At 54.4% G+C, this 24,680-nt stretch carries 26 protein-coding genes; 16 read left to right on the top strand and 10 right to left on the bottom strand.

Translation table 11 applies throughout. From position 1 onward, the window contains the following. Nucleotides 1–159 precede the first annotated feature (159 nt). The gene (locus tag Q0835_RS08005; RefSeq protein ID WP_298960043.1) at nt 160–1,587 is read right to left on the bottom strand and encodes an aldehyde dehydrogenase family protein; all 1,428 of its coding nucleotides are present in this window, start codon (nt 1,585–1,587) and stop codon (nt 160–162) included. Further along, nucleotides 1,584–2,576: an NAD(P)-dependent oxidoreductase gene (locus Q0835_RS08000; protein ID WP_298960040.1), complete on the bottom strand. Its 993-nt coding sequence runs from the start codon at nt 2,574–2,576 to the stop codon at nt 1,584–1,586. Before Q0835_RS08000 ends, Q0835_RS08005 begins: the two co-directional genes overlap by 4 nt. 115 nt (nt 2,577–2,691) lie before the next feature. On the opposite strand from Q0835_RS08000, the gene Q0835_RS07995 reads away from it, so the two are divergent. Then, complete coding sequence (locus tag Q0835_RS07995; protein ID WP_298960038.1) at nt 2,692–3,564, top strand: LysR substrate-binding domain-containing protein; 873 nt, start codon at nt 2,692–2,694, stop codon at nt 3,562–3,564. 10 nt (nt 3,565–3,574) lie between these two features. On the opposite strand, the gene ttcA is transcribed toward Q0835_RS07995, so the two are convergent. Beyond that, nucleotides 3,575–4,516: a tRNA 2-thiocytidine(32) synthetase TtcA gene (gene ttcA / locus Q0835_RS07990; protein WP_298960037.1), complete on the bottom strand. Its 942-nt coding sequence runs from the start codon at nt 4,514–4,516 to the stop codon at nt 3,575–3,577. Between the two features lie 223 nt (nt 4,517–4,739). Here ttcA and Q0835_RS07985 point away from each other — a divergent pair, with 223 nt between their 5' ends. Beyond that, nucleotides 4,740–4,955: a Gmad2 immunoglobulin-like domain-containing protein gene (locus Q0835_RS07985; protein ID WP_298960034.1), complete on the top strand. Its 216-nt coding sequence runs from the start codon at nt 4,740–4,742 to the stop codon at nt 4,953–4,955. Nucleotides 4,956–5,041: 86 nt separating this feature from the next. After that, nucleotides 5,042–5,227, top strand: coding sequence for a LysM peptidoglycan-binding domain-containing protein (locus Q0835_RS07980; protein WP_298960031.1), 186 nt, complete (start codon nt 5,042–5,044; stop codon nt 5,225–5,227). Between the two features lie 123 nt (nt 5,228–5,350). Here Q0835_RS07980 and rpsD read toward each other — a convergent pair whose 3' ends face one another. Then, nucleotides 5,351–5,968, bottom strand: coding sequence for a 30S ribosomal protein S4 (rpsD, locus tag Q0835_RS07975; protein WP_298821877.1), 618 nt, complete (start codon nt 5,966–5,968; stop codon nt 5,351–5,353). A 478-nt stretch (nt 5,969–6,446) separates the two neighbouring features. Here rpsD and Q0835_RS07970 point away from each other — a divergent pair, with 478 nt between their 5' ends. After that, nucleotides 6,447–8,243 (top strand): GGDEF domain-containing protein, encoded by a 1,797-nt coding sequence (locus tag Q0835_RS07970; protein ID WP_298960028.1) that lies wholly within the window; start codon nt 6,447–6,449, stop codon nt 8,241–8,243. Between the two features lie 46 nt (nt 8,244–8,289). Here Q0835_RS07970 and murI read toward each other — a convergent pair whose 3' ends face one another. The 3 genes from murI to Q0835_RS07955 all read right to left on the bottom strand — a co-directional run bounded on the left by murI (nt 8,290) and on the right by Q0835_RS07955 (nt 10,931). Beyond that, a complete protein-coding gene (gene murI / locus Q0835_RS07965; protein ID WP_298960025.1) occupies nt 8,290–9,126 on the bottom strand; it encodes a glutamate racemase in 837 nt (278 codons plus the stop codon). A gap of 9 nt (nt 9,127–9,135) precedes the next feature. Further along, nucleotides 9,136–9,948: an RNA methyltransferase gene (locus Q0835_RS07960; RefSeq protein WP_298821874.1), complete on the bottom strand. Its 813-nt coding sequence runs from the start codon at nt 9,946–9,948 to the stop codon at nt 9,136–9,138. A 68-nt stretch (nt 9,949–10,016) separates the two neighbouring features. Then, nucleotides 10,017–10,931: a LysR family transcriptional regulator gene (locus tag Q0835_RS07955; protein WP_298960023.1), complete on the bottom strand. Its 915-nt coding sequence runs from the start codon at nt 10,929–10,931 to the stop codon at nt 10,017–10,019. A gap of 92 nt (nt 10,932–11,023) precedes the next feature. On the opposite strand from Q0835_RS07955, the gene Q0835_RS07950 reads away from it, so the two are divergent. After that, the gene (locus Q0835_RS07950; RefSeq protein ID WP_298960020.1) at nt 11,024–12,103 is read left to right on the top strand and encodes an L-dopachrome tautomerase-related protein; all 1,080 of its coding nucleotides are present in this window, start codon (nt 11,024–11,026) and stop codon (nt 12,101–12,103) included. 79 nt (nt 12,104–12,182) lie between these two features. Then, nucleotides 12,183–12,578, top strand: coding sequence for a VOC family protein (locus Q0835_RS07945; protein WP_298960017.1), 396 nt, complete (start codon nt 12,183–12,185; stop codon nt 12,576–12,578). Nucleotides 12,579–12,599: 21 nt separating this feature from the next. On the opposite strand, the gene Q0835_RS07940 is transcribed toward Q0835_RS07945, so the two are convergent. Beyond that, on the bottom strand, nt 12,600–13,772 hold the full coding sequence (locus Q0835_RS07940) for an adenylate/guanylate cyclase domain-containing protein (RefSeq protein WP_298960014.1): 1,173 nt from the start codon (nt 13,770–13,772) through the stop codon (nt 12,600–12,602). A gap of 153 nt (nt 13,773–13,925) precedes the next feature. Between Q0835_RS07940 and Q0835_RS07935 the strand changes: the two genes are divergently transcribed. From Q0835_RS07935 to Q0835_RS07920, 4 genes are all read left to right on the top strand, one after another. Then, nucleotides 13,926–14,348: a DUF2267 domain-containing protein gene (locus Q0835_RS07935; protein ID WP_298960009.1), complete on the top strand. Its 423-nt coding sequence runs from the start codon at nt 13,926–13,928 to the stop codon at nt 14,346–14,348. Between the two features lie 122 nt (nt 14,349–14,470). After that, nucleotides 14,471–15,013, top strand: a complete 543-nt coding sequence (locus Q0835_RS07930; protein ID WP_298960006.1) for an STM3941 family protein — start codon at nt 14,471–14,473, stop codon at nt 15,011–15,013. Between the two features lie 186 nt (nt 15,014–15,199). Next, complete coding sequence (locus Q0835_RS07925) at nt 15,200–17,425, top strand: NADP-dependent isocitrate dehydrogenase (protein ID WP_366142330.1); 2,226 nt, start codon at nt 15,200–15,202, stop codon at nt 17,423–17,425. A gap of 82 nt (nt 17,426–17,507) precedes the next feature. Then, nucleotides 17,508–18,203, top strand: a complete 696-nt coding sequence (locus Q0835_RS07920; protein WP_298821864.1) for a hypothetical protein — start codon at nt 17,508–17,510, stop codon at nt 18,201–18,203. 99 nt (nt 18,204–18,302) lie between these two features. Here the strand turns inward: Q0835_RS07920 and Q0835_RS07915 are convergent, their stop codons facing one another. After that, nucleotides 18,303–19,259 carry an AraC family transcriptional regulator gene (locus Q0835_RS07915; RefSeq protein WP_298960001.1) on the bottom strand — a complete coding sequence of 319 codons (957 nt, stop codon included), beginning with the start codon at nt 19,257–19,259 and terminating at the stop codon, nt 18,303–18,305. A 180-nt stretch (nt 19,260–19,439) separates the two neighbouring features. On the opposite strand from Q0835_RS07915, the gene Q0835_RS07910 reads away from it, so the two are divergent. From Q0835_RS07910 to prfH, 4 genes are all read left to right on the top strand, one after another. After that, nucleotides 19,440–19,811 (top strand): hypothetical protein, encoded by a 372-nt coding sequence (locus tag Q0835_RS07910; protein ID WP_298821860.1) that lies wholly within the window; start codon nt 19,440–19,442, stop codon nt 19,809–19,811. Between the two features lie 220 nt (nt 19,812–20,031). Further along, nucleotides 20,032–20,517: a YHS domain-containing (seleno)protein gene (locus Q0835_RS07905; RefSeq protein ID WP_298821859.1), complete on the top strand. Its 486-nt coding sequence runs from the start codon at nt 20,032–20,034 to the stop codon at nt 20,515–20,517. Nucleotides 20,518–20,907: 390 nt separating this feature from the next. Further along, nucleotides 20,908–22,077, top strand: a complete 1,170-nt coding sequence (locus Q0835_RS07900) for an RNA ligase RtcB family protein (protein ID WP_298959997.1) — start codon at nt 20,908–20,910, stop codon at nt 22,075–22,077. After that, nucleotides 22,074–22,715 (top strand): peptide chain release factor H, encoded by a 642-nt coding sequence (gene prfH, locus Q0835_RS07895; protein WP_298959994.1) that lies wholly within the window; start codon nt 22,074–22,076, stop codon nt 22,713–22,715. Before Q0835_RS07900 ends, prfH begins: the two co-directional genes overlap by 4 nt. 101 nt (nt 22,716–22,816) lie before the next feature. Here the strand turns inward: prfH and Q0835_RS07890 are convergent, their stop codons facing one another. After that, complete coding sequence (locus tag Q0835_RS07890) at nt 22,817–22,978, bottom strand: hypothetical protein (protein ID WP_298959991.1); 162 nt, start codon at nt 22,976–22,978, stop codon at nt 22,817–22,819. Nucleotides 22,979–22,992: 14 nt separating this feature from the next. On the opposite strand from Q0835_RS07890, the gene Q0835_RS07885 reads away from it, so the two are divergent. After that, complete coding sequence (locus Q0835_RS07885; RefSeq protein ID WP_298821855.1) at nt 22,993–23,226, top strand: hypothetical protein; 234 nt, start codon at nt 22,993–22,995, stop codon at nt 23,224–23,226. Nucleotides 23,227–23,715: 489 nt separating this feature from the next. Beyond that, nucleotides 23,716–24,420 (top strand): transporter substrate-binding domain-containing protein, encoded by a 705-nt coding sequence (locus Q0835_RS07880; protein ID WP_298821854.1) that lies wholly within the window; start codon nt 23,716–23,718, stop codon nt 24,418–24,420. Nucleotides 24,421–24,680 lie beyond the last annotated feature (260 nt).

Below are 24,680 nucleotides of genomic sequence, written 5' to 3'. Positions count from 1 at the left end.
GCATAATTTGTCTGAGCGTTGCCCCGATATCCCAACTGCTGTCATCGGCAGCGAAACCTTGTTGAAGAGATCTTCGATCCCCTCAAGAACGCTCGCGCATTGCTTCCCGCAATGAAAATGCGGCGCCCTCACGCTTGTATTCATCAAACTCGGGGCAAACTAAGCGGTCGTGATGGCCTTCACCTCCAGAAAATCCTCAAGGCCGAATTCACCGTATTCGCGGCCGTTCCCCGATTGCTTGTAGCCACCGAAAGGCACATCCCAGTCCGGACTGCCGCCGTTGATGTAAACGCTTCCCGCGCGCAGCTTTCGCGCAACCCGGTTTGCGCGTTCCCGATCACCTGTTTGCAGATAGGCGGCAAGTCCATATGGCGTGTCGTTTGCCATGGCGATCCCCTCTTCCTCGGTTTGAAAGGGGATCATGACCAGAACCGGGCCGAAAACTTCCGTTCGTGCAATGGCCATTGAGTTGGTTACGTCGGCGAAGACGGTTGGCTTGACAAAATAGCCCCTGTCGAAACCATCCGGTTTGCCAGGACCTCCGGCAACAAGTCTGGCACCGTCGGCAATGGCACGTTCGATATGACCCTGAATTTTTTCATACTGCAGACCGCTTATCACAGGCCCGATATGCGCTCCTTCCCGTGCCGGGTCACCCACCTTGGTTTGACCGGCAATCTCTACCGCGAGGTCTACGGCCTGATCGTAAACCTTTGCCTCCACCAGCAACCTGGTCGGTGCATCACAGGATTGGCCTGAGTTTAGGAAGCAGCTCTCCAGAGAGTAGCGGATGGCAGGTTCCAGATCCGCATCGGCAAAAAGCAGATTTGCAGACTTGCCGCCAAGTTCGAGCGCGACACGCTTTACCGTGGGAGCTGCGTTCTTTGCAACAGAAACCCCTGCCCGCGTCGAACCGGTAAAGGACATCATATCAATGTCCGGATGTGCGGACATTGCCGCACCGACGGTTGGGCCATCACCGATGACCAGATTGAAGACGCCGGCAGGACAGCCTGCTTCATCAAGTATCTCGGCAAAAAGCAGTGCGGAAAGAGGCGCAATTTCACTCGGCTTCAGAACCATGGTGCATCCCGCCGCAAGCGCTGGAGCAACCTTTGCAACGATCTGATTGATCGGCCAGTTCCAGGGTGTGATCAGACCACACACGCCAACAGGCTCATGCACGATCAAACTTCCACCGCGCGGCGACGGTCTCTCGAAACGATGTGATTTCAATGCTTCCAGTGTTGCCGTCAAATGGCCGATACCAGCCGGCGTCTGCTGTTCGCGAGCGAAGGTTTGAGGTGCCCCCATTTCCAGCCGGATCGCCGTGTCCATTTCAGGTGTTCGCCGTTGGTAGACTTCAATGATCCGCTCGATGAGCATAGCCCGTTCGTCGACAGACGTTTCAGCCCAGCCCGGAAACGCTCTTCTAGCAGCCGAGACTGCTCTGTCGACATCGGCCGTGGTACCCATCGAGATTACGGCTACCGCTTCTTCGTTTGCAGGATTGACCACGTCCATTTCATCAGGGCCAAGCGGATCAACCCAACTTCCACCGATATAGAATTGGCGCTTTTCAATCATCCGCCCACACCTTCCCGCTTTTCGCAATTGCCGACATGCCCGTTGGGCTTTACCTCATAACCTGGCTCTTCCGGTTCGTCGTCAATCATTTCGGGTGGAAATCCGTTAGCTAGGACGTCAAGTCCGGTCGCTTCTTCCAACCTTCTGATAATATTGGGCGAAAGTTCCCTCGCACCGTATCTGTCGATTGCATCGGCAAAGATACGGTTCAGCAATGGAGACACTTCCAACGGTACATTGTGATTTTCAGCCAGGGCCTGGAAAAGTCCGATGTCCTTGGCAACCAGATCCATCGTGAAGGAAATGTCTCGAGAGCCATTGAGGATCACCTGGCTTTCCGTCTCGTGGACGAAGGAATTGCCGGACGAAATCCGGATGGCCTCGTAAGCCGTGTTCAGGTCCATTCCGGCAGCCTTGCAGGTCACCAGCGCCTCTGCCAATGAGACAAGGTTTGCGGTCGCAAGGTAATTCGTGACAACCTTCAAGATGGAAGCAGAGCCGATGTCACCCGTATGAAGAACCCGTCGGCCAAGCACGGTCAGGAAAGGCAAGGCCCTTTCGAACGTCTCGCGGCTACATCCTGCGAAGATCGAAATATTCCCGGTTGCGGCACGGTGACAGCCACCGGAAACCGGACACTCGATCGCTTCGCCGCCTGCGGCGATGACGCGCCCGGCCAAGCGTCTTGTCTCATTGGCATCTGTGGTCGACATCTCTGCCCAGATCTTGCCAGGTCCAATACCGTCCAGAAGGCCATCCTGCCCTTCGACAACCACTGCACAGGCCGACGGCGTCGGCAGGCAGGTGATGACAACGTCGCATCTTTTAGCCATTTCCTTGGGCGTGGCGGCACGGTTGGCACCTAGAGACACTAATTTCTCGACGAGAAGCGGATTGAGATCATGAACGTCCAGCTCATAACCATTGCGCAATATGCTTCCGGCCAGTTTTCCGCCGACGTTACCAAGACCTATGAAACCGACACGCATGAAAGGTGCCCCTCCGACATCTGATTGAACTCGTCTTCAGTTTGTCGCTCGAGGCTGGAAAAGAGAAATGATATAATTTACAGATATTACGCTGTTTTTTTTATGAGTGAGCGCGATGCTGTCTGTCCCGAACCTCCAATGGCTCAGAAGTTTTGAAGCTGCGAGCCGCCTCGGCAGCTTCACGGCCGCCGGAGAAGAACTTGGCCTGACCCAGGCTGCCATCAGCACTCACATCAGAGCTCTGGAACAGCAGCTTGGGCATCAGCTCCTTTTTCGAAGCACGCGAAAAGTGGACCTGACAGCCAGCGGCAAGGCCTATCTGCCCTCTGTTCGCAAGGCGTTGACGGATCTCGCCGTGTCAACAACAGGTCTCTTTGGAAAATCATCTCCGGGTTCAGTCACCATTCGAGCGCCAATATCCGAGGCTGTTCTCATCATTGCACCAGCCCTTGCCTCCTTTCAAAACGGACATCCTGAGATAGAGATCAGGCTACTCTCCGCCATTTGGGCGGACACGGTTCTTGAAACCGGCATAGATATCGAAATCCGCTTGGGCACAGGGAATTGGCCGGGCACTCATGCGGAGGCCCTTGGTCCGGAAACCGTCATTCCCGTCTGTCACCCGGATCATGCAGGAACTCTCAAATCAGCGGCAGATCTGGCAGAATACCCCTTGATCCACATTCTTGGATTTGAAAATCACTGGACGAGATTCTTTGAAGCGCAGGAAATATCAATGCCTGCGGATCGCGGTATCACAGTCGACACATCTCTTGCCGCAGTCGAGTGGGCGGCAGCAAAGGGAGGTGTCGCGCTGCTTCTGGGGCGCGTTGCAAGACAGCTGGCCTCAAGTGGACGCCTTGCCATTCCCTTTGAAACGACCATTCCCTCGCTGCAGACCCATTATCTGCTTCACCGGGAAGGATCTTCAGTGCGAAAACCATCAACGCAAAAAGTTGAATCCTGGCTCAGAGACCTGTTCCGATAATGCGATCAAGTCACTCTGCTGCAAACAGTTTTGCCGTCATCGCAAGGCTTGCCCCGCAGGGCTCTTCCACCTCACTGTCCTGCGCACCCCCTGCTCCATCAGCCGGACGCAGATTGACGAAGTCATAAAGCGACCTGTCCATAAGATGAGACGGGCGCGTGTGCGCAAGAGCCCTTGCCATAACTCCCAGGCGCCCGGGTGTCTGCTTTTCCCAACCCTGGAGCATGCGTTTGACTTCTTCGCGTTGCAGCCCGTCCTGAGAGCCACAAAGATTGCAGGGAATAATTGGGAACTCCATCCGAGCTGAGAATTTGGCGATGTCGCTCTCGGCCGCATAGGCAAGCGGACGCAACACAAGCAGATCGCCCTCATCATTGATCAGTTTCGGCGGCATTGAGGCGAGCCGGCCACCATGGAAAAGGTTCATGAAGAACGTTTCAAGGATGTCTTCCCTGTGGTGCCCAAGAACAATTGCCTCGCATCCCTGCTCTCGTGCAACCCGATAAAGGATCCCCCGCCTCAGGCGTGAACACAGCGAGCAGTAGGTCCGGTTCTCAGGGATCTTGTCGGTAACGATGGAATAGGTGTCTTCGCGAACAATGAGATGTTCAATACCGTTTTCCTCAAAGAACCTCGGCAGTACATCGACGGGAAACCCCGGTTGGGCCTGATCCAGGTTGCAGGCTAGAAGGTCCACGGGCAAAAGGCCGCGCCATTTCAACTCGATCAAAACCGCCAGAAGCGTGTAACTGTCTTTGCCGCCGGACAGGCAGACAAGCCATTTTGGACGCTTTTCCAGAGTTGCGCCCGTGGGCAGCATTCCAAAATCGCTGATCGCTTCGCGCGCCTGACGCAGCAAGCGCTTGCGCAGCTTTTTAAAGTCAACACTGGAAGGCACGTTGCGCAGGATCGCCGGAATGTCTGTGTCCGTGTCGTTTGCAATATCATTCATGCAGGCAGCCTTCGCAGCGTTGGAGTATCCATCCGCGCTGATTTAAACGATTGTCTCAAGAAGTCCAAGTTGGATGACCAAGCAATCCACGCCCCCGGCAAACAACGCAAGATTGAACTAGTGGTTGCAACTTTCAATTACCCACGAAAGCGCTGTAGTGTGATGGGCGTTTGCTGGGGGGTGACATTAAGGTCCTGAGGTTACTCAGGAGGAGGATATTGTTTTGACTGTTACGCTCGACATTCAGCAGCCTCAACCATTCGATCTTGTAGGCTCCAAAATCATGATCGCCGGAAATGCTGCAGCGTTTGAAGGCACACTGAGTATCCGCGTCTCTGAAGGACATGACGAGTATTCATCCTTCACGACGGTTGGCGCGCTTGGGCTGAGGCAATTCAGGGATCTATTGATATCCCGGACACCAACAGTTTCCAGCTGAACCGCCTGTTCCTGACCCTTGCCGACGACACCGGGAACGAAAACGGACCCTCCGTCGTTATTCCGGTTCTTTTCGGGCCCAAGATCATGCCCGGTTACGGAGGGTGGCAGCCCTACACAGTAAAACCCGGTGATACGCTGACCAAAATTGCCCAGGATCAGTATGGCAACTCCAACTTTCAACCGATTTTTGAAGCCAACCAGCACATCTTGAGCGATCCCAATCTCATTTTTCCAGGTCAGCTCTTACGCATTCCACGAAACGACATCTAAACCGATGCCAGTTGGCACGTTTCACGTTTAGTCGCGCGAGATGCCAGCCTGCTCCAAATACAAAAAAGGCCCGCCGGTCTGGCGGGCCTTTCAAATTCTTCGAAATCGAATATTCGACGACTGTTAGCGTGAATAGAATTCGACGACCAGATTCGGTTCCATCTGCACCGGGTAAGGCACATCGGAAAAACCAGGGATCCGATTGTAGGTAGCAGTCATCTTGTTGTGATCTGCATCGACATAATCCGGAACATCGCGTTCTGCGGACTGGATAGCTTCCAGAACCAGAGCGAGCTGCTTGGATTTTTCGCGAACTTCGATCACATCACCCGGGCGCAGCTGGTAGCTCGGGATATTGACGCGCTTGCCGTTGACCTTGATATGACCGTGGTTGATGAACTGACGGGCAGCAAAAACGGTCGGGACGAACTTGGCGCGGTAAATGACTGCATCCAGACGGCGCTCCAGAAGGCCGATCAGGTTTTCGGAAGTATCGCCCTTGAGACGGGATGCTTCGCCGTAAACCTTGCGGAACTGCTTCTCGGAAATGTTGCCGTAGTAGCCTTTCAGCTTCTGCTTTGCGCGGAGCTGAACACCGAAGTCAGACAGTTTGCCCTTGCGGCGCTGTCCGTGTTGACCAGGGCCGTATTCACGTTTGTTGGCCGGGCTCTTCGGACGACCCCAGATGTTTTCGCCCATCCGGCGGTCGATTTTGTACTTAACGCTGTGGCGCTTTGACATCGCGGTTTCCTTTGAATTCGCGTTGTTGTTCTAAAAAGGAAACGCGCCCTCCTTTATCTTCACAGGACACAAAAGTGTACTGTTCTGATCGACAGGGACCCGGCTAGACGGCGCCGGCCGGAATACCCACGGGTGCGTAGTGCCGGGAGCAAAACCCGCCGGACCGCGCGGATGTACAGCCGGGTCCGTGGAATGTCAATGTGCCGCCGGCAAAACTCATCCAAAAAGACTTAAAACCCAGGAATTTGTGGGACAATCCGGCTTATTTCAGACCGGCGACCCGCAATAATCTCCGATTTTCGACCGGCCGCTCATAAAACAGGCAAATTAATGCATACATTTAGAAAATCTTAATTGCAGTTTTTCACTATGCAATCAACGTTACAACCCTTGGGAATAATGTCAGTAACGCACGGTCCTAACTTCCCCGAAACTTAGCGTACCCTTGGGAAGCTGGACCTTGAGTATAGGATCTCGGATGTCAGCGAATCGCCATTCAGTTCAACAGGCTGATCTGGAAAGCACAGACGTGCTTTTCCGGACGCGTGATGAAATGCTGAATGCACTGGACTTTGCCTTGCAGCCGATCGCGGACATCGGAACCGGCGTCGTCTATGGCTATGAGGCTCAGGTCCGAAATGCCGAGTTCGGACATGCTCCCTCTCCCGGAGACCTGATCAGGCAAGCCCATGCCCTCGGATTTCTAGCCCAGTTGGAAACTGAGCTTTTCCGCAAGGCTCTTTTGCGTTTTCAGGACCTTAGGATCGCACAGGGAACCAAACTTTACTTCAAGTTGGATGGCCGCAATCTTGGTGAGGAAGACGACCCTCGCCTGGGCCTGAGCGAGATCGTATCCGAGCTCGGCCTTAACACCAACCAGATCTGCTTGGAGTTTTCCGAACGCTACCAGGAAGTATTTACCGACGTTGCACATCATGCATTGAATGATCTGCGCCAGCTCGGGTTCCTCATCACGCTAGACGATTTCGGCCGTGGCTCTTCCGAGTTGCGACTGCTGCACGACATGTCGCCGGACTATGTGAAGATCGATCGCTTTTTTCTGAACGATATAGACAGTGACGCGCGCCGGAAACTGTTTGTAACTACTGTGGCAAATCTTGCGCACGTTCTCGGCTCTCGAGTGATTGCAGAAGGCGTAGAAACCGAGAAGGAATTCAAGGCTTGCCGAGATGCGGGCTGCGACCTCATCCAGGGACAGTTCGTTGCCAAGCCTTTCCAAAAGGCGGCGCACGCAAAGTTGTTCTACGAACATGTCCGGGCACCGGGCATCGGCCGGAAACGGCGGGAGGAACAGGACAGGATCCGCAATGAGCTCCTGAATTTGCCAACCATTCAATTCAACGCCTCGATGAATGAACTGCTCGATATGGTCGTGCACAATCAGGATTCCAGCGTTATCCCTGTTCTTGATGCCAACAACGAACCACGGGGTTTGATCCACGAGCGGGATCTGAAAGCATATCTTTATTCAGGCGGACCTGACGATGACGACGCCAAGGCGGCACTCGATTTCCCTATGCGGTCTTTCGTGCGCGCCTGCCCCATAGCCGACATTGACAGCAACGCCGACATGCTTCTGGTGACCTTTGCGTCGTCGATCAATTCGGATGGGATCATCATCACCGAGAACTTTCGCTATTGCGGCTTTCTTTCGGCGACATCGCTTCTGAAAATCATCCATGCCAAGCGTTTGCAGGAAGCTCAGGACCAAAACCCGTTGACGCGCCTGCCGGGCAATGGAGCGATCACCAAGTTCATCTCGGATTGCGCGCGCAAGAGCAGTCATGATCGACATCTGTGCTACATGGATTTCGACAATTTCAAACCTTTCAACGATACCTATGGTTATCGTCAGGGCGACAGGGCAATTATCCTGTTTGGAGAATTGGTGCAGCGTCACGTTTCCGGCACGGACACATTCCACGGACATCTCGGCGGCGACGATTTCTTCGCTGGATTCATGAATGCAGACCAAACCGATGTCGCGGCGCGCATGCTCGCACTTAAAAGAGCGTTCCGCGTGGATGTCGAAAGCTTTTATGACGCCGAACACCGCGCACAGGGCTATATGGTGGCACAGGATCGGTTCGGGACCACGCGCCAATTCCCGCTGTTGCAATGTTCGATTTCAATCCTGAGCCTGCCAAAGGGTTTAAGGGTCCCACCCAACAAGCTGAACGACGAAATCATCGCCCTGAAACGTGCCGCCAAACGGTCCGATGATGGTCTAGCAGTAAAGTTTCTGGCTGCCTGAGGCGCAGGCCCCCCCACCTCGCTTTGTCAAGTTTCCTGACACAAGTCTAACGATTGACTTTGCCAGCCTGGTCAAAAGCAGGTGACGCACCTTTGAGTAAGGTCAGACCAAACCCGGCAAGCAGCCTATCCAAAGCTGGATTATCAGGGTGCGATGTGAAAACAGCGCGATCCTGAATGCGGCCCGATGAACCAGTATTTACATCGCCCAAGACCCGCATCAATTGCCGCGCAATGGCTTCTGCCGGGTCCAGCCAGTCCACCGGCCAGGGGGCAATCTTGCGGAACCTGTTTGCCAGAAACGGGTAGTGGGTGCAGGCCAGCACAACAATGTCCGTACGTTTGTCATCGCGTTCCAGAAAACAGTCTTCAATTTCTGTCAGGAGGTCGCCGTCGCCGACAGCTTCACCGCGCAGATGTCTTTCAGCGAACTCGGCAAGAAGGTCAGAGCCAACCAGGCGGACATGGCACTGGCTGGCAAAACTGTCGATCAGGCTTCTTGTATAGGTCCGGCGCACCGTGCCGGGTGTCGCCAGTACGGAAATGAGACCGGAAGATGTCTGCTCCGCTGCAGGTTTGATTGCAGGCACCGTGCCGACAAAGGGCACGTCCGGATGGGCCTTGCGAAGATCCCCCCCGGCAAGGGTGAATGCCGTATTGCAGGCGATGACTACCGCCTTTGGCTGATGCTCCTCAATCAATCTTTCAAACAGCGCTAGAACGCGGGCTTTGAGCTCTGGTTCAGGCCAGCGGCCAATTGGAAACGCAGCATCGTCGGCAACGTAGAGCAAAGGCTCACCTGGCAACAGATACCGCGCCTCGCGCAGGACCGTGAGTCCACCAAGACCTGAATCGAAAATCAGAATTGGTCTCGTCACGCTCACAAAGCTCCCTTACTCTTCGTTGTCCGCGTCTCCGCGCTCTTTGCGCGGACGCGTCTGACGTCCTTCGAGCGAGGCAATCACCCCACGCAATGCTCGAACTTCCTGTTCGGTCAGCTCCGCTTTCTGGAATATGTTCCGCAAGGTCCTCACCATGTGGGGGCGCCGCTCGGGCGGGCGAAAGAAGGTAGCCGTGTCCAATGCACTTTCCAGATGCTCGAAGAACCTGAGGATGTTGTCTTTCGTTGCCGGTGGATGCTCTTCTTCGGACAGAAGAAACGGCAGCGCGCCGGACGTTGCTGTCTTGCGCCATTCATAGGCGCAAACCAGCACCGCCTGCGCGATGTTCAACGACGCAAAATCGGGGTCCACGGGCAAAGTGACAATTTCGTCCGCCAGGGCAATTTCCTCGTTGTTCAACCCCCATCGCTCGCGCCCGAAGAGATAGCCGGTGGCGTATCCCTGGTCTCCAAGCGACACGGACTTTTGCGCCGCTTCGTCCGGTCCGCGCACTGGCTTGGGCACTTCGCGCGATCGCGCCGTTGTCGCAAAGACAAATCGCAGGTCGGCAATTGCGGCTTCGACACTGTCGAACACCTGAACCTTTTCGATGACATGGTCTGCACGGCTTGCCGCGGCCTTTGCCTTTTCGCTCGGCCATCCGTCACGCGGGTTGACGATCCGCAGATCAACGAGACCGAAATTTGCCATGGCCCTGGCAGCTGTTCCGATGTTCTCACCAAGTTGCGGCTCACAAAGGATCACCGCAGGCGGTTTTGCGGTAACCGCCCTGGCTTCTTCTCTGATATTTGCATTCTTGCTCATACCGCGGGGATGTAGCCGAACCGGATCAACTTGGAAAGACTGCTCAAACTATTCCTCAAGTTTGGAGACTATGTGTTCGCGACAGCGCAGAATTCTCCCGCGCCAAGGCGGAACGCCTCCTTCGTGAACTCGTAAAACGATTTGATCTTCCGCCCGGCCCGCCCCTCAGCGCTATAGACAAACGAAATCGGTGCATCAGGAGCATCAAGACACCCCGGCATCACTTCAACAAGACGGCCGCTCTCAAGTTCATCCTTGACCGCAAGGCGCGACTTGACTGCAAGGCCAAGGCCTTCGAGTGCTCCGCTGGTCAGCATGTCGGAGTTGGATACAAAAATGCTGCGCGACACTGACAGACGCCGTTTTCTGCCCTTGATGTCCTTGACGTCGAACTGTGTCTGCCAGGGAAGGCAAACCCAGGGTTTGTCCCGAAGGTCTTCAAGCGAAGTCGGCTTGCCGTGGTCCGCGAGAAAGCCGGGAGAGGCACAAACAATCCGGTCATTGTCGCTCAGCTTTCGCGCGATAAGAGCGCTGTCGGACAGCTTTCCAACCCTGATCGCACAGTCCTGGCCCTCTTCAACCAGCGAAACGAACCGATCAACCGCCAGGAATTCCAAGGAGAGGTCAGGATGTTGTCGTCGAAACACAGTCAGTTGGGGCAAGAGAAACCGCGACAGGATCCAGGGTGATAGCGTTACTCTCAGATGTCCACGCAGATGCGGTGTTCCACTGCCAACCTCAAACTCAGCCTGCTGCAGATCTTCCAAAATGACTTCGACACGCTCCAAAAAAACCTGGCCTTCGTCAGTCAGCCGGAAATTCCGACTGTTGCGGTGAAAGAGAGTGACATTCAAGACGCTCTCCAACTTGACAATCCGATGGCTGACCGTGGCGGCCGATAGCCCCTGCTGCACGGATGCGGAAGTTATCCCGCCACATTTCGCTACGGTCACGAAGGTCTGAAGATCGGGCACGCTATACATTTGAATTTTTCGAATTCTGGTTTCAATTTTGGAGCAGTTTCCCAGAAAAAATAAAACAATTAAACCCTCTTTACCCAAATGAGGAGGACGTAATGAAAAAACTACTTGCCGCCGCCGGCCTTGTTGCCGCCCTCGTCGTTCCAGCAGGTGCGGAAGATATCGAGACCTATTTGAACTTCGAAAAGTCTATGCCCCCAGGCAATCTGGCCATCGGCCCCGATGGACGCATGTTCATGTCCGTGCATGAGTTTTATGGACCGGAGCTGCGAGTGGTTGAAGTCTTCAGCGACGGCAGCACCAAACCCTATCCGACTGAAGATTGGGCCCGGGCACCAAAAGAAGACGGCAATGGGCTGAACGGCGTCCTGGGTCTGAGGGCTGATCGCGACGGCATTTTGTGGATGCTGGACGGACAAGGCGAAAACCGGACAGGACGCATCGTCGGGTGGGATACCAATACCGAAACGCTACACGCCATTCACTATATCGGTGAGCCGGTTTCCCGGCCCTCTTCCTTCCTCAACGACCTGGCGGTCGACCGTGATCACGAGGCGATCTACATCTCCGACACTGGCGATGGGGTTAATTCGGCATTGATCGTTGTTGATCTTGAAACAGGCCGTGCCCGCCGCGTGCTGGAAGGAACGGAATTTACGACACCTGAGGACATTCCCATGATCATTGATGGCCGTGAGATTCTTCTAGGCGGCAATCCGGCCAAGATCGGCGTCAATCCAATCACGATCGACCCGACCAACACCTGGGTCTATTTCGCACCGATGACGGCCAGCGCGATGTACCGTGTTCAAACCAAGGATCTGCTTGACGAAAGTCTGAGCGACGACGAACTGGCAACGCGCGTCGAACGCTACGGTGACAAACCGATATCAGACGGGTCGACCGTCGATACAGGCGGCAATGTCTATATCACCGCAATGACCGACAATGCGATCGGTGTCACCAGGCCGGACGGCAGTTATGAAGAGCTCTTTCAGTCTGACGAGGACCTGCCCTGGCCAGATGGATTTTCGATCGGCGCCGACGGTTATGTCTATGCGACCATCAACGAATTACACCGCTCACCCGTGTTGAACGGTGGTGAAGACGCCTCGTTCGGCACCTACCGGATCGTCAGATTTCCGGCATTGAGCACTGCCGTAAGCGGTCGGTAGTTCAAATCAGATCGCAATTTTTCCCATCAAAAAACCGGCGTGCGCTCCTTGTGGAGTGCGCGCCTTATGGAGAGTTTCAATGGCAAAGATGGTTCATTCCTGCATCAGGGTTCTGGACGACGTCAAATCAGCTGACTGGTACAAAAGCGCGTTCGAACTGGAGATAGCCGACCAACTTGATTTTGATGCGTTTCGCCTCACCTACCTGAAAAACGAGACAACCGGGTTCGAACTGGAACTTACCTTGAACAAGGAGCGCAAGTCTCCTTACGACCTCGGGGACGGCTATGGGCATCTTGCCGTAACGGTTGCAGATCTCGAACATGACCATGCCAGACTTGAAAAGCTCGGCATCGAAACCGGCGACATCGTCGACTTTGCTCCGGCAGGCCGCCGCGTTGCACGCTTTTTCTTCGCAACTGATCCGGATGGCTACAAGATCGAGGTGATTGAGCGCGGCGGACGATTTCGGTAGGAAACTCAACGCAATGCTTTGCTAGAGCGTGGGCATTTGACGAACGGGAACGATCACTTGTGTCCTTTCAAACCCCTTCAGCTCAAAAGTCGGTGCGCCATTGGTTGAAATGCCGGTCAGCTCGGCAACTTTTTCAGACACAACCGTCTGGCCATTGACCAGAACTGCAGATGAAAGGATCCGTGCCGCGAGGTTAACGGTCGGGCCGATGGCAGTGAAATCGAGCCTGTCCGAGGCACCGATATTGCCATATTGCAACGGACCCAGATGCACAGCTGCCCGGAAAGCTGGCGCGTCATCGGAAAAAACCGGTTCCTCGGCGCCACCCGAGGCTTCCCGGAGTGCCTCAAGTGCAGCGTCACAAGCTGACCGATCGTCGAGTTTCTCCGAGATTGGAAAAATAGCCAACAGACCGTCACCCATGAATTTCAGGACTTCGCCGCCGCGCGCAACGATTGGTGGCACCAGGCAATCATAGAAGCGGTTGAGCCGGGCAAGAACTTCATCCGCTGAGGCGGAATTGGAGAACTTTGTGAAGGCGACAAGATCCGCAAACACAACGCAGGCCGTGATCTCTTCAAGGTCGCCCCGGTGCACCCGGCCGGAGAGGATCTTGTACCCACTGTCGCGACCGACATACGCCGACAGCAGATTGGCGGCATTGAGCCTCAGCATGTAGGTTTCGGTGAGGCGTGCAAGTGGCAGCCGGATCTTCTCAAGCGCCACCATCATGTCGTCGTCAAATCCCCCTTCTGCCTTCGTTGCCCAGCTGACAAGGTGAGTTTCACCGGTCGTGAAGAAGAGTGGCTGGACAACATAATCCGTTATCCCCTCCTTCCGGAATTCCTTGAGGATCAGAAAGTCGTCCGGACAATCCGGATCACACAGTTTCCGGCGCAACATCTTGCCTGATTTCAGTACGGTTGGCAGAGGGTTGTTCAGGTATTCAACACCATCGAATGCCGTCATGTCGGCATCCGACTGATCGACTCCCTCACGCTTCAACCATCGAAACCGGCGGCCCTGAAGATTGGGGTGAAGCGTATAGATGAACAGAGCAAAACGTTCCACAGGCAGACCTGTTTCAAGAAGGCCGTCGCAAATACCGCCGACAATTGCTCTTGCATCCGCGCTTGGCCGGGCACCATCCAGCATCCACAGGAACAGGTCATCAAGCTTGCCGGTATCGATCATATTGCCCCTTTCCCTCCGCCATCTCGCTATCTCGCTATCTTCACAGGTCAGGAAAACAATACGCTCAGAACCTGCTCTGACCTTGCTTCCATCGTCGGAATGGCCTCATTGAGACCAGACTGTTCCTGTTTCAAATTTCCCACAGGTGAAGTCATGCCCATGCCGCAAACCTATTTTCATGCATCACGTGATTTCGATGCCTTCATCAAAGATGTTCGTGACACCTGCATGCTGCAAACGCACCATCAGGCCTATCATACGCTAAGGGCTGTCCTGCACACATTTCGCTCTCATCTGACCGTCGTCGAAGCACTTCGATTTGCCGACATTCTGCCTGCCGTCACGCGAGCAATCTTCGTTGAAGACTGGATACCATTGGAAACACCTGCGCCTTTTCCGGACCGTCCGGCATTGATCATGGAAATGAAAGCGGTGCGCCAGGATCACAATCTTGCGCCCAACAGCGCTATTGAAGACGTTGCCGCGGCGCTTAGAAGATCTTCCATCGATGAACAAGCCCTTGAAAGGATTCTGGCAATCCTGCCTGACGGCGCGGCGGAGTTCTGGAAGGCGTGACGCGGCCAGGTCTCCTGAACCAAAGCGAACCTTTTACGAAGGGTGTAAGCGCGCGCCTTGAAGCAAAACCAGGTCGGCTGCTAAATTCTGGTGCTATCTTTTGAACTTCAAGGCCAAAGCGCGTGCAAACAGATCCGAGCCAGCACATTTCCTTTCAAAGGTCTGTTGGAAAATCTCTGCTCATCCTGTCTCTGTGCCTGCCCTTCGTCATGATCGGCCTGTTTGTCGCAACAGGCGCCTTCGATGCTCCCGGCAATCAAGGCGATGGATTGATTTTCGGCCTCATATGCGTTGTCTTTTTCGGGTTTTTGGGGGTCTACGGCACTATTCGACTGATCAGGAACCCACGGCAGGCGATCGAAATCGGGCCGGACGGTATCAGGGACACGAGGATTTCCGAAAAGATTATTCCCTGGACCAAGATCATCGAGATAACGACCTGGAGCAGCCGCGGCTCATCCATGATCATGCTGGAACTGGAGCCGGAATTTGAAAAGTCCCTGAACCAGTCGAAATTCTACAGGGCCTACAAATTCGCAAATCGCCTCGTCGGAGCGAAAGGTCACTGCCTCAATCCCGTCGGTTACAGTGTCAGTTTCAGCGATTTCAGCAACACGATCGCCGAATACGCGAGTGCCCATCATTCCCCTGCCATGGACGACTGAAACCAGGCTCCGGTTTTGCCCCAATTGCCTTTTCGCAGCCGTTTGTTAGAACTCCCCCAAACATCCCCCGCCTTGTCCCTCCGTAGGGCTGGCAATTGATTGCGTACAATTGTATACGCTACACGAAATTCACTCCGGAACGGCGAACCGCCGGTCCGTCAGATCGCACTTCAAACACTGGGAAATGTGAGAGAAATGGCCGATATCATCTATACCAAGGTCGACGAAGCGCCCGAACTGGCGAGCGCCTCATTCCTGCCGATCATCCGCGCCTTCACCAAAGCCGCCGGCTTGACCATCGGCACCAGGGACATTTCGCTGGCCGGTCGTATCCTCGCCAATTTCCCTGATTATCTGACCGACGCGCAAAAACAGTCCGACGCTCTTGCCGAACTCGGTGAAATGGTCAAGCAACCGGGCGCGAATGTCATCAAACTGCCAAACATATCAGCCTCTCAGCCACAGCTGAACGCGGCGGTAAAGGAACTGCAGGATCAAGGTTACAAACTGCCGGACTATCCGGCAGATCCAAAGACGGATGAAGAGAAGTCGGTCAAGGCACGCTATGACGCCATCAAGGGTTCAGCAGTGAACCCGGTTTTGCGTGAGGGCAATTCCGACCGGCGCGCCCCGAAAGCCGTCAAGGAGTATGCCAAGAAGAACCCGCACCGCATGGGCGAGTGGCTTCCTTCTTCAAAGACCCACGTGGCAACGATGGGTCAACATGATTTCCGGTCGAACGAAAAGTCCGTAACCATTGCTGCAGCTTCCGTTGGCACTGCAAAGATAGAATTTGTTGGCAAGGATGGGGCGGCCTCAACACTCAAAAGCGACTGGCCGCTTGAAGAAGGCGACGTCATTGACGCCACCTACATGAGTGTAAGAGCGCTTTCGGCTTTTCTTGCAAAGGAAATTCAGGACGCCAAGGACCAGGGTGTCCTCTTTTCGCTGCACATGAAGGCAACGATGATGAAGGTCTCCGATCCGATCATCTTCGGTCATTGTGTCAAAACATTCCTGAAAGGCGTTTTTGACAAGCATGCTGCGACTTTTGACGAGCTCGGCGTCAATCCAGACCTCGGCATCGGCGATCTGGAAGCAAAGGTTGCGACCCTTCCCGCGGACAAGGCGGCGGAAATCCAGGCCGACATAAAGGCAGCCTTTGGCAACGGTCCGGACATGTACATGGTGAACTCCGACAAGGGTATCACCAACCTGCATGTTTCTTCCGACGTCATCATTGATGCGTCGATGCCCGCGTTGATCCGCGCAGGTGGCAAGGGCTGGGGCCCGGATGGCAAGGAACATGACGCCAAGTGCGTGATCCCCGACAGCTCATATGCAGGCGTTTATTCCGCTGTGATCGACTTCTGCCGGGAAAACGGCGCGCTCGATCCAGCCAAGATGGGCACGGTTCCCAATGTCGGTTTGATGGCCCAAAAGGCCGAGGAGTACGGCTCTCATCCGCAAACCTTCAAGGCACCCGCGGACGGCACGATCCGTGTGGTTGATGCCGCAGGCACAACCCTGATCGAACATAGTGTTGAAGTAGGCGATATCTGGCGGGCCTGCCGCACCAAGGACGCGCCGATCCGCGATTGGGTCAAGCTTGGCGTCACCCGTTCGCGGCTGTCCGGCATGCCTGGCATATTCTGGCTGGACAAGTCTCGCGCACATGACGCGGAACTGCTCAAGAAGGTCGAAGCCTATCTGCCGGATCACGATACATCCGGTCTTGATCTGAAAGTCATGGCACCGACAGAAGCCGCCAAATATTCGACCGAGCGGATCGCCCGCGGCGAGGACACCATTGCCATCACCGGCAACGTCCTGCGCGACTACCTGACCGATCTTTACCCGATCCTCGAAGTTGGCACCTCGGCAAAAATGCTCTCTATTGTTCCGCTTATGAACGGTGGCGGGCTGTTCGAAACCGGCGCCGGCGGGTCTGCTCCGAAACATGTTCAGCAATTGCAGGAAGAAAACTACCTGCGTTGGGATTCACTCGGTGAATTCTGCGCTCTCGGCGCCTCTCTGGAGCACCTTGCCAACGTCAAAAGCAACGACAAGGCCCAGGTCCTCGCAGATGCCCTGGACAAGGCGATTGAAGGCTTGCTCGACAATGACAAGTCCCCTGCCCGTCGGGTTGGCGGCCTCGACAACCGCGGCAGCCACTTCTACATCGCGCTTTACTGGGCAAAAGCACTCAGCGAGCAGGATCAGGATGCAGACCTGAAGGCTCATTTTGCGCCGATTGCCGCTGCGCTGTCGGGTGGCGAAGAGACAATTGTCGGTGAACTCAACGGCGTGCAGGGCAGCCCGGCCGACACCGGCGGTTACTATCATGCGCCTCAGGACAAAGTTGATGCGGTCATGCGGCCGAGTGCAACGCTGAATGGCATCATCGGTTGACCCGATACTTAAACCTGTGTTTGAAAAGGCGGCTTCGGCCGCCTTTTTTTGTTTCGAACACAATCACTTCCGGATCCATCCAATGAATTTTGAACAGGGTGCATTTTCAAAAACCGTAACCAACGGCGCTGACGAGGAATTCGTCCTGCACACAGCATCAAACGACCCGAAGCATTTGCACTGGTGGGCCGAGACCTGTTTCATGTTTCATGCATTGAGCAAGGGCGACAGATCAAACCTGCACGGTTGCATCGACCTGCTGGAGGAGGACAAGATCCCTGTTTTCATGACGGGTCTCGCGTCCGTGACCAACGAACTTTACACGCGCCTGTCTTACCTGGGCTACACAGAAGTGGACCCGGATGGCGTTCCTGAGAACCTGACAGAAATCCTGAAAGCTCATACGCTTACCGACTATGGCGTGAAATACCTGTCCGATTTCTATGGTGCACAATCCGCCCAGATGGAACATCTCGGCGGTGATATCGAACCGATCCGCCAATTCACTGTGTCGTTTTCTCGCCTTTGGAACCATCACGAAACGTTTTCCGTCGAAACGCTCATGATGCTGCGCCACTTTTTCTCAGATCCCAAACACGCTCTTGAAAGCAACTTCACAGAAGGTTCAGGTCGGCTTTTCGAGTTGTATTCGCAATTGGGCGTCATCGAATTCGTGGAAGATGGGACGCTGGTGACGCCAACGTTTCTGGGCGCGGTCAACGTCCCGTTTCTGTTTGACATTCTGCTCTTTCGAAAGGGCGGAACGCGAACTCACTAGGTAAGAAGCATGAATTTTGGTCGCACGAGATGCAGGCAATCGTGCGCTCTCGGTCGCTGATGAATACCAGCGTGGATGGCCGGCCAAAGGCTACCTCTGTCATACCCGACCGTGAGAAGTCGCCTCACCAACGCGTCGCATTTGACCCGGTGTCTGGCTGAACTGCCGCTTGAAGGCACGGTTGAAGGCAGCTTCTGAGCTGTAGCCGATATTCTCCGCAATATCGATCAGCGGCAGGTCCGTATCCCGGATATCCCGCCGCGCCTTTTCCATGCGCCAGTGCGTGACATAAGCAAGTGGGGTCATGCCAACGAGATCGGTGAAACGTTCGGCAAACACGGTGCGCGACATGCCGGCCTCGCGGGCGAGTGATTCAACCGTCCAGGGCTGCTCGGGTGCCAGATGGATCTGAGACATTGAACGTCCAAGCCTGGGATTGAGAACGGCTGCAAGACACCCCGCCCTGTCGCCCTGCTGATCGACAAAGGTGCGCACCACCTGAATGAAGATGATCTCCGCCAGTCTGTGCACGATGGCATCGGAACCTGGCAGTGTTGCGCGGACTTCGCTGGAAACGAAACGCATCACGGTTTCCAGCCAAAAGGCATTCATAGTCTCTGTATTGGGGACATGGATAACCTCAGGCAATGCCTCCAGGATCGGGTGCACGGATCCGTCCTCAAACTCAAAATGACCGCAAAACAGCTTGCAGCTTTGCTCTTCTTCCGGTCCACCGAAGTAAAGCGCTCCTTCGCCCGTATAGCCGGTGTCCTGAAGGACCTGATCGACAGATGTGGCCTCCCTTCCAAGTTCATCGCACAGGACATGGGCCGCGCCGTGCGGAATAACGACGAGGTCTCCGGTGGCGAGATAGATGGGTGCGGAGTGCCCCTCGACCTTGAGCCAGCAGGCACCACGCATAGCCATGTGGAACCGGGCAACGTTGCCAAAGGCGGGCACCTGCACCGCCCAGGGTGGCGAGAAATTGGTGTGAAAGTAAATCGACCCACGCAGTTTCAGTGCATCCAGGATCTGGCTAAGAGCATCATGTCTCATGGCATTCCACAATCAGACTTGTTTGGTCCATCTATTGCAGCGTTCAGGCATAAGTCGCAAGCCTCCCGGACGATCAGTCAATTTTCGAAGATTTTCGCGCATAGATCAATCGGGCCATGCGGATCATCTTAATCCTCGAGAGGCACCCGCCTCCATCCAACCTTTATTCTGGAGCTCGATATGAACATCCGCTTTGTTACCAAGACCATCCATGCCTATCTGGACTATCCGGTCGCGCTTGGCCTCATCGCACTGCCTATGGCACTCAATCTGGGTCAGTCCAATCCGCTTGCCTTCTGGCTTTCAGTCGTCACCGGTGTCGCAGCGTTGATCCTGACCGTATTGACTGATCACGAGACCGGTGTGATCAGAGTGCTGCCTTATTCGTTCCATTTGATCGTTGATTTTGCGGTTGGTGTCGTCTTTTTGGCAGCCCCACTCGTCCTTGGCTTTAAGGGCATCGACCTTGCCTATTACATCGTCAACGCCATTGCGGTTCTGACCGTGGTCTCTCTACACAAACCAGATGTTGCCGAACCTCAAATTGCCTGAAGCCACAAAATACAGCCAGCTTGCCGGCAGACCTGCCAACTTCCTTGACTGAAAGACACCGGCTTCCAGCCGGTGTTTTCTTTTTGAGCCTCAGCCGGACGATCTGCAAATTTTGAGGGATCTTTGCACATGGATCAATCGAGTAGTCGAACGCAAAGTATCCCTGGCCGTTGCGAAAGCCGGTCACCCAACTTTCAAACCCCAGTTAGGAGAATAGACTATGTCCCTGTCCAAGACACTTGTCGCAGCTGCGCTGCTGAGCTTCGCAAATCTGTCCGGACCCGCATTTTCGGCAGACGAATACAACACATCCAGTGGCCTGACAGCCGCAGGTGCGCCGCTTGGAATGCATGGTGTCGATCCTGTCGCATTCGTCAATCTTGGCAACCGGATCGATGGCGCGGCACGTCATACAGTCGTTCACGACGACGTTGCCTACTATTTCTCTTCGAAAGAAACCATGGACAAGTTCACGGCTGGCCCTGCCGCGTATTTGCCGCAGAATGGTGGCTTCTGCACTTTCGGAGTTTCAGTCGGCAAGAAATTCGACGGCGACCCGCAGTTTGCCGCGGTCGTTGACGACAAGCTTTACCTCTTCCTGAACGAGGACATCTTTCGCGAATTCCAGAAGGATGAATCAGGAACCATCGCCAAGGCCGCTCAGAACTGGAAGAAGATCCGCTCAACAGCAGTTAGCGAGCTATAAGCTTCGTCCAATAGCGAGGTAAAGACGATGGGCAGATCAGGTGCGTCACAGGCGCACCTGATCTTCGCTGTGCGGGCGCTGGCAACCAGCCTTGTCTTCGTTGCTCGGTCGCCACACCACTTTGACAATTACCTGTCTGGAAAAATTCCCGATTGCAAATTTCCGGACCAATGCCTATGTCACTGCCACCGCAACAAGCGGTAATTATTCTTTTTGAAAACGGGACGCCGGACATGACGATCATGCACCGCACGCACAAAAGGGCGGCAATTCTTCGCTAAACCGCGATAGCGGTGCGCCGGAGGAAACCAGGGCAAGTGAGACTTGCGCCTGATGACTATCCTGTTTTCAAAGGGTCCCCAAATGGGCACTTCTACAAAAGAACGCTCCGTGCGATCTGATCGCCCGGTGTCTATTCATCGTTTTTATTCCGACCGCTCCTGGATCGAAGGCACAGCCGAAGACCAGCTTGAGCAGGTGGCCGCAATGCGTGGCGTGATCAATATTGCCGCATTCCCGGATCTGCATCCGGGCAAATACGGCCCTGTCGGCAGCGCAATACTGGCCGACCGGATCTATCCGCAGCTGATCGGCAACGACATTGGCTGCGGAATGAGCCTGTTTGTGCTCGATTTGCCGTTTCGCAAGCTGCGTCTGGACAAGGCGGCACAAAAACTCCGCACGCTTGAAGGCAGTTGGCCCGGCGACGGTGCAGCTCGCCTGAACGCCCTGGATCTGCCCGAAACCTTGCATGTTCAGGCCCTTGGCACAATCGGTGGCGGAAACCACTTCTGCGAATTGCAGGTTGTTGACGCAAGCACCGAAAACTCAGCGCTTGAAATGTCCGGGCTCAAGAAAGGAGATCTGGCGCTTCTGGTTCACTCAGGTTCACGCTCTCTCGGCACGGCTGTATTCAGCACCGTGCTCGACCGATTTGCCGGGCTGGACCCTGACAGCGCTGAAGGTCAAGCCTATTGGCAGAACCACTGTCAGGCCACTCGTTGGGCCAGTCTGAACCGGACGCTCATCGCAGAACGGGCTGCCGACGCACTGCGCTGCGGACTGAAACCGGTCACGGACGCACCACACAACATGATTGAATTTCGGGACGGCGCAATTCTGCATCGCAAAGGAGCTGCAAAGGCCGATATTCCATTGGTTCCATTGGCTGGCTCCAGGGACGCCTTGAGCTATCTGCTTGTCGCCACGCGCGGCAATCAGGATGCACTTGGTTCTCTGGCTCACGGAGCCGGGCGGAAATACGATCGTCGATCCTTGATGGGCCGAGCGGGCGCAACACGGTCCGAGCGAAACGAGCTTGCACGGACCTCATTTGGCGGCCTGGTTGTTTGCGAAGACAGGCAGCTTCTGATCGAGGAAGCACCGAATGCCTACAAAGATCCGACACGTGTTCTGAACGAGCTTGTCGACGCGGGGCTTGCAAAGAACGTAGCTTCTCTCAAACCGCTTCTGACCTTCAAGAAAGCGGCTAAACAAGAGCAATCAACTGCGCGTCAGGACAAAAAACGCCGTTTGCAGGATAGAAGGAGCAGACGATGACCACTGATTCACAAAGCAGATTGCTGGTCACAAGCGGAGACGGCCCGCGCGAATGCAGGAGAGCCGTGACTCACATCCTTCGCCGGATCGAAATGGAAGCAAAGAAGGCCGGCATTCGGTTTCGTGCGGAACTTGCGGATGAAACAAACAACAAGGATCCAAGCTCTGCTCTCGTCACCTTGACCGGAGCGGGGTCCGGAACACTTTCCATGAGCTGGACCGGTACCGTTCAATGGACCTGCAAAAGCCCGTTTCGCCCTCATCATAAACGGCAAAACTGGTTTATCGGCGTCTTTGCAGTCGGAACCGCAACTCGACCCGTGCCCGACCTTGAGGCTTCGGCGCTAAAAACGGAAACGTTTCGCTCGGGCGGACCTGGCGGCCAACACCAGAACACAACCGACAGCGGTGTCCGGATCACACACTTGCCGACCGGCCTCACCGCTACATCGACAGATGAACGCTCTCAGCACAGAAACCGGCAAGTTGCTCTGGAAAGGTTGAAGTCAAAGCTCTTTCTCAAACGGGAAGAAGGTCTTGCGCGGGAAAAATCCGCCCAAAACCAGCTCCATAAACAGTTGGAACGGGGCAATCCGCTCAGAGTGTTCAAAGGTGAACGGTTTACCGAACTCCGCTGAAACAAGAAGGACAGTCATGCGTCCGTTGGTTCTCCGTCGGCGACAGGAAGGCAAATGCCGACTAAACAATGCGGCTCTGTGCGGCGTATGGCTTGTTCAGGTCAGACTTGTTTGAACAAGCCATCTCGACTACCGCCATCCAGGCTCTCAGTCCCAGCAACATTCAAGCTTCTTTTATTAAAGTTTTCGATATTTAGGGTATTTTGAACAATAACTTGAAGGAAGAAAAACGAAAGGTAATCTTCAGCAACTACCAAAGACATCGAGAGACATTCCAATGCCTTTTACTAAGCTGGGTACGTTAATCGCTGGAGTTGTATTTTTCCTTGGATGCATTCAAATAGCAGTTGCTGCAGGGGTTGCAATGGGAGCTATTGTTGAGCCGCGTCCTGGCCTGTTTCTCGGACAGGCAACCACGGAACAGGCAATAGATAGCGGCATCATGAAAATCCTCGCGGCTGTTGCATTCGGTGTCATCACCGAAATCAGTCGATCAGTAGAAAAGAAGTAGTGCCGCACCGGACTGCGTGCAGGAAACTGTGCACCTGGTCTATGTGGCCTTACCATTGGTGTTAGTGGCAACACGTTGAAACGTGCCGTCCGCTCCGGCTTGACTGCTGAAAATCGCAAAACAGCCTAAAGCAGGCACAATCACAAGTGTTTCGTGATCAACGCATGCCGCGGGTGAAAAACTGAGTACGCATTTTCAACATACTAAAACTGACACTTTTCCGAATAATTTAAATAGATTTCAAGGAAAATTCGCTGAACAATTAACAATACTCCTTTTTACTAATAATTTACCCGAGGTAAAATACAAGTTGATTTGTTAATAGGCACGATTTTATCTTGAACACTGAGTGAATGAAGCCTTCTTGCCAAACGGCATTCGACATGAGGTCCAGGCGAAATGCTGAGTTTTTTGAAATGCGGTGCAAATAACTTGCATCTTTCCAGAATTTCAGCTGTTGCCGCCATTCTCGCAAGCATGATGCTACCAATGTCTGCTCAGTCGGCAAACGCCGAAACTGACAAGCTGGTTATCACAGGATTTCAGGCACCTCCCTACCTCTATTCTGGCGAAGACGGACAGGCCTCGGGGCTCTTGGTCGACCTGCTTCAAAGTGCGTCCGAGACTTCCGGTGTTGGCGTTGAGTTCGCAGTGACCAATTGGCCCCGCGCCCAGCTCGCGACACAACAAGGACGTGCGGACCTCATATTCCCTGTCGTTCATACGACCGAGCGTGAAGAGTGGCTTGTCTATCCGCACAAACCCATTGTCCAGTTCGAAATGGCGATATTTGCCCGCAAGGATTCCGGCCTTGCATTCACTGGAAACGCCACAGATCTTCACGGGCTGACAATCGGAAAAATCGCAAAGGGTCGAATGCACCCCAATTTCCGTGCTCTTGAAGAAAGCGGCAAGGCAAGGATTGAACAGCGAGACACCGTCGTACAGCTGTTGATGGCCACCCATCACGGCCGCATCGATGCTTTTGTGGCGCCGCGCATCATGACACTTTGGACAGCCGACCGTATTGGCATGACAACTGTTTCTCCGTTCGAAGATCCGGTCGGAGTGGCCAACATCTATCTCGCTTTTTCAAAAAAGAGCTCGAAAAGGTTGCAGTGGGACCGCCTGCGCCAGAACCTTCCTTCTCTGAATAGCAAAATCGACCTGTTCTTGGCCTCCCTTCTACAGTGAAGTGCTGCGGTCCGTGAAACAGTTGGGAAGCTGGGTTGTGCCCAGGTGATTGCCTGAAAGCTTGGCTGGATCACTGCTCTCCACACTCATGAGTTTATTCATATTGTAAAAATTACGTATTCTCGTGCAGGGATTTAATGTTCACGCGGGAAATACCTTTCGACGGAAAAAATAACACTGTTAGTTTCCTGGTAATCCTTGTGAATAAATCTGGGCGCAACAACTCTAAATTGCTAGTGTCGATACAATTCCCGATATTG

It is taken from the genome of uncultured Roseibium sp., from assembly GCF_947499295.1.
Lineage (GTDB): Bacteria > Pseudomonadota > Alphaproteobacteria > Rhizobiales > Stappiaceae > Roseibium.
The sequence above is the reverse complement of the archived record's forward strand: the minus strand, read 5'-3'. Positions and strand labels throughout refer to the sequence as shown.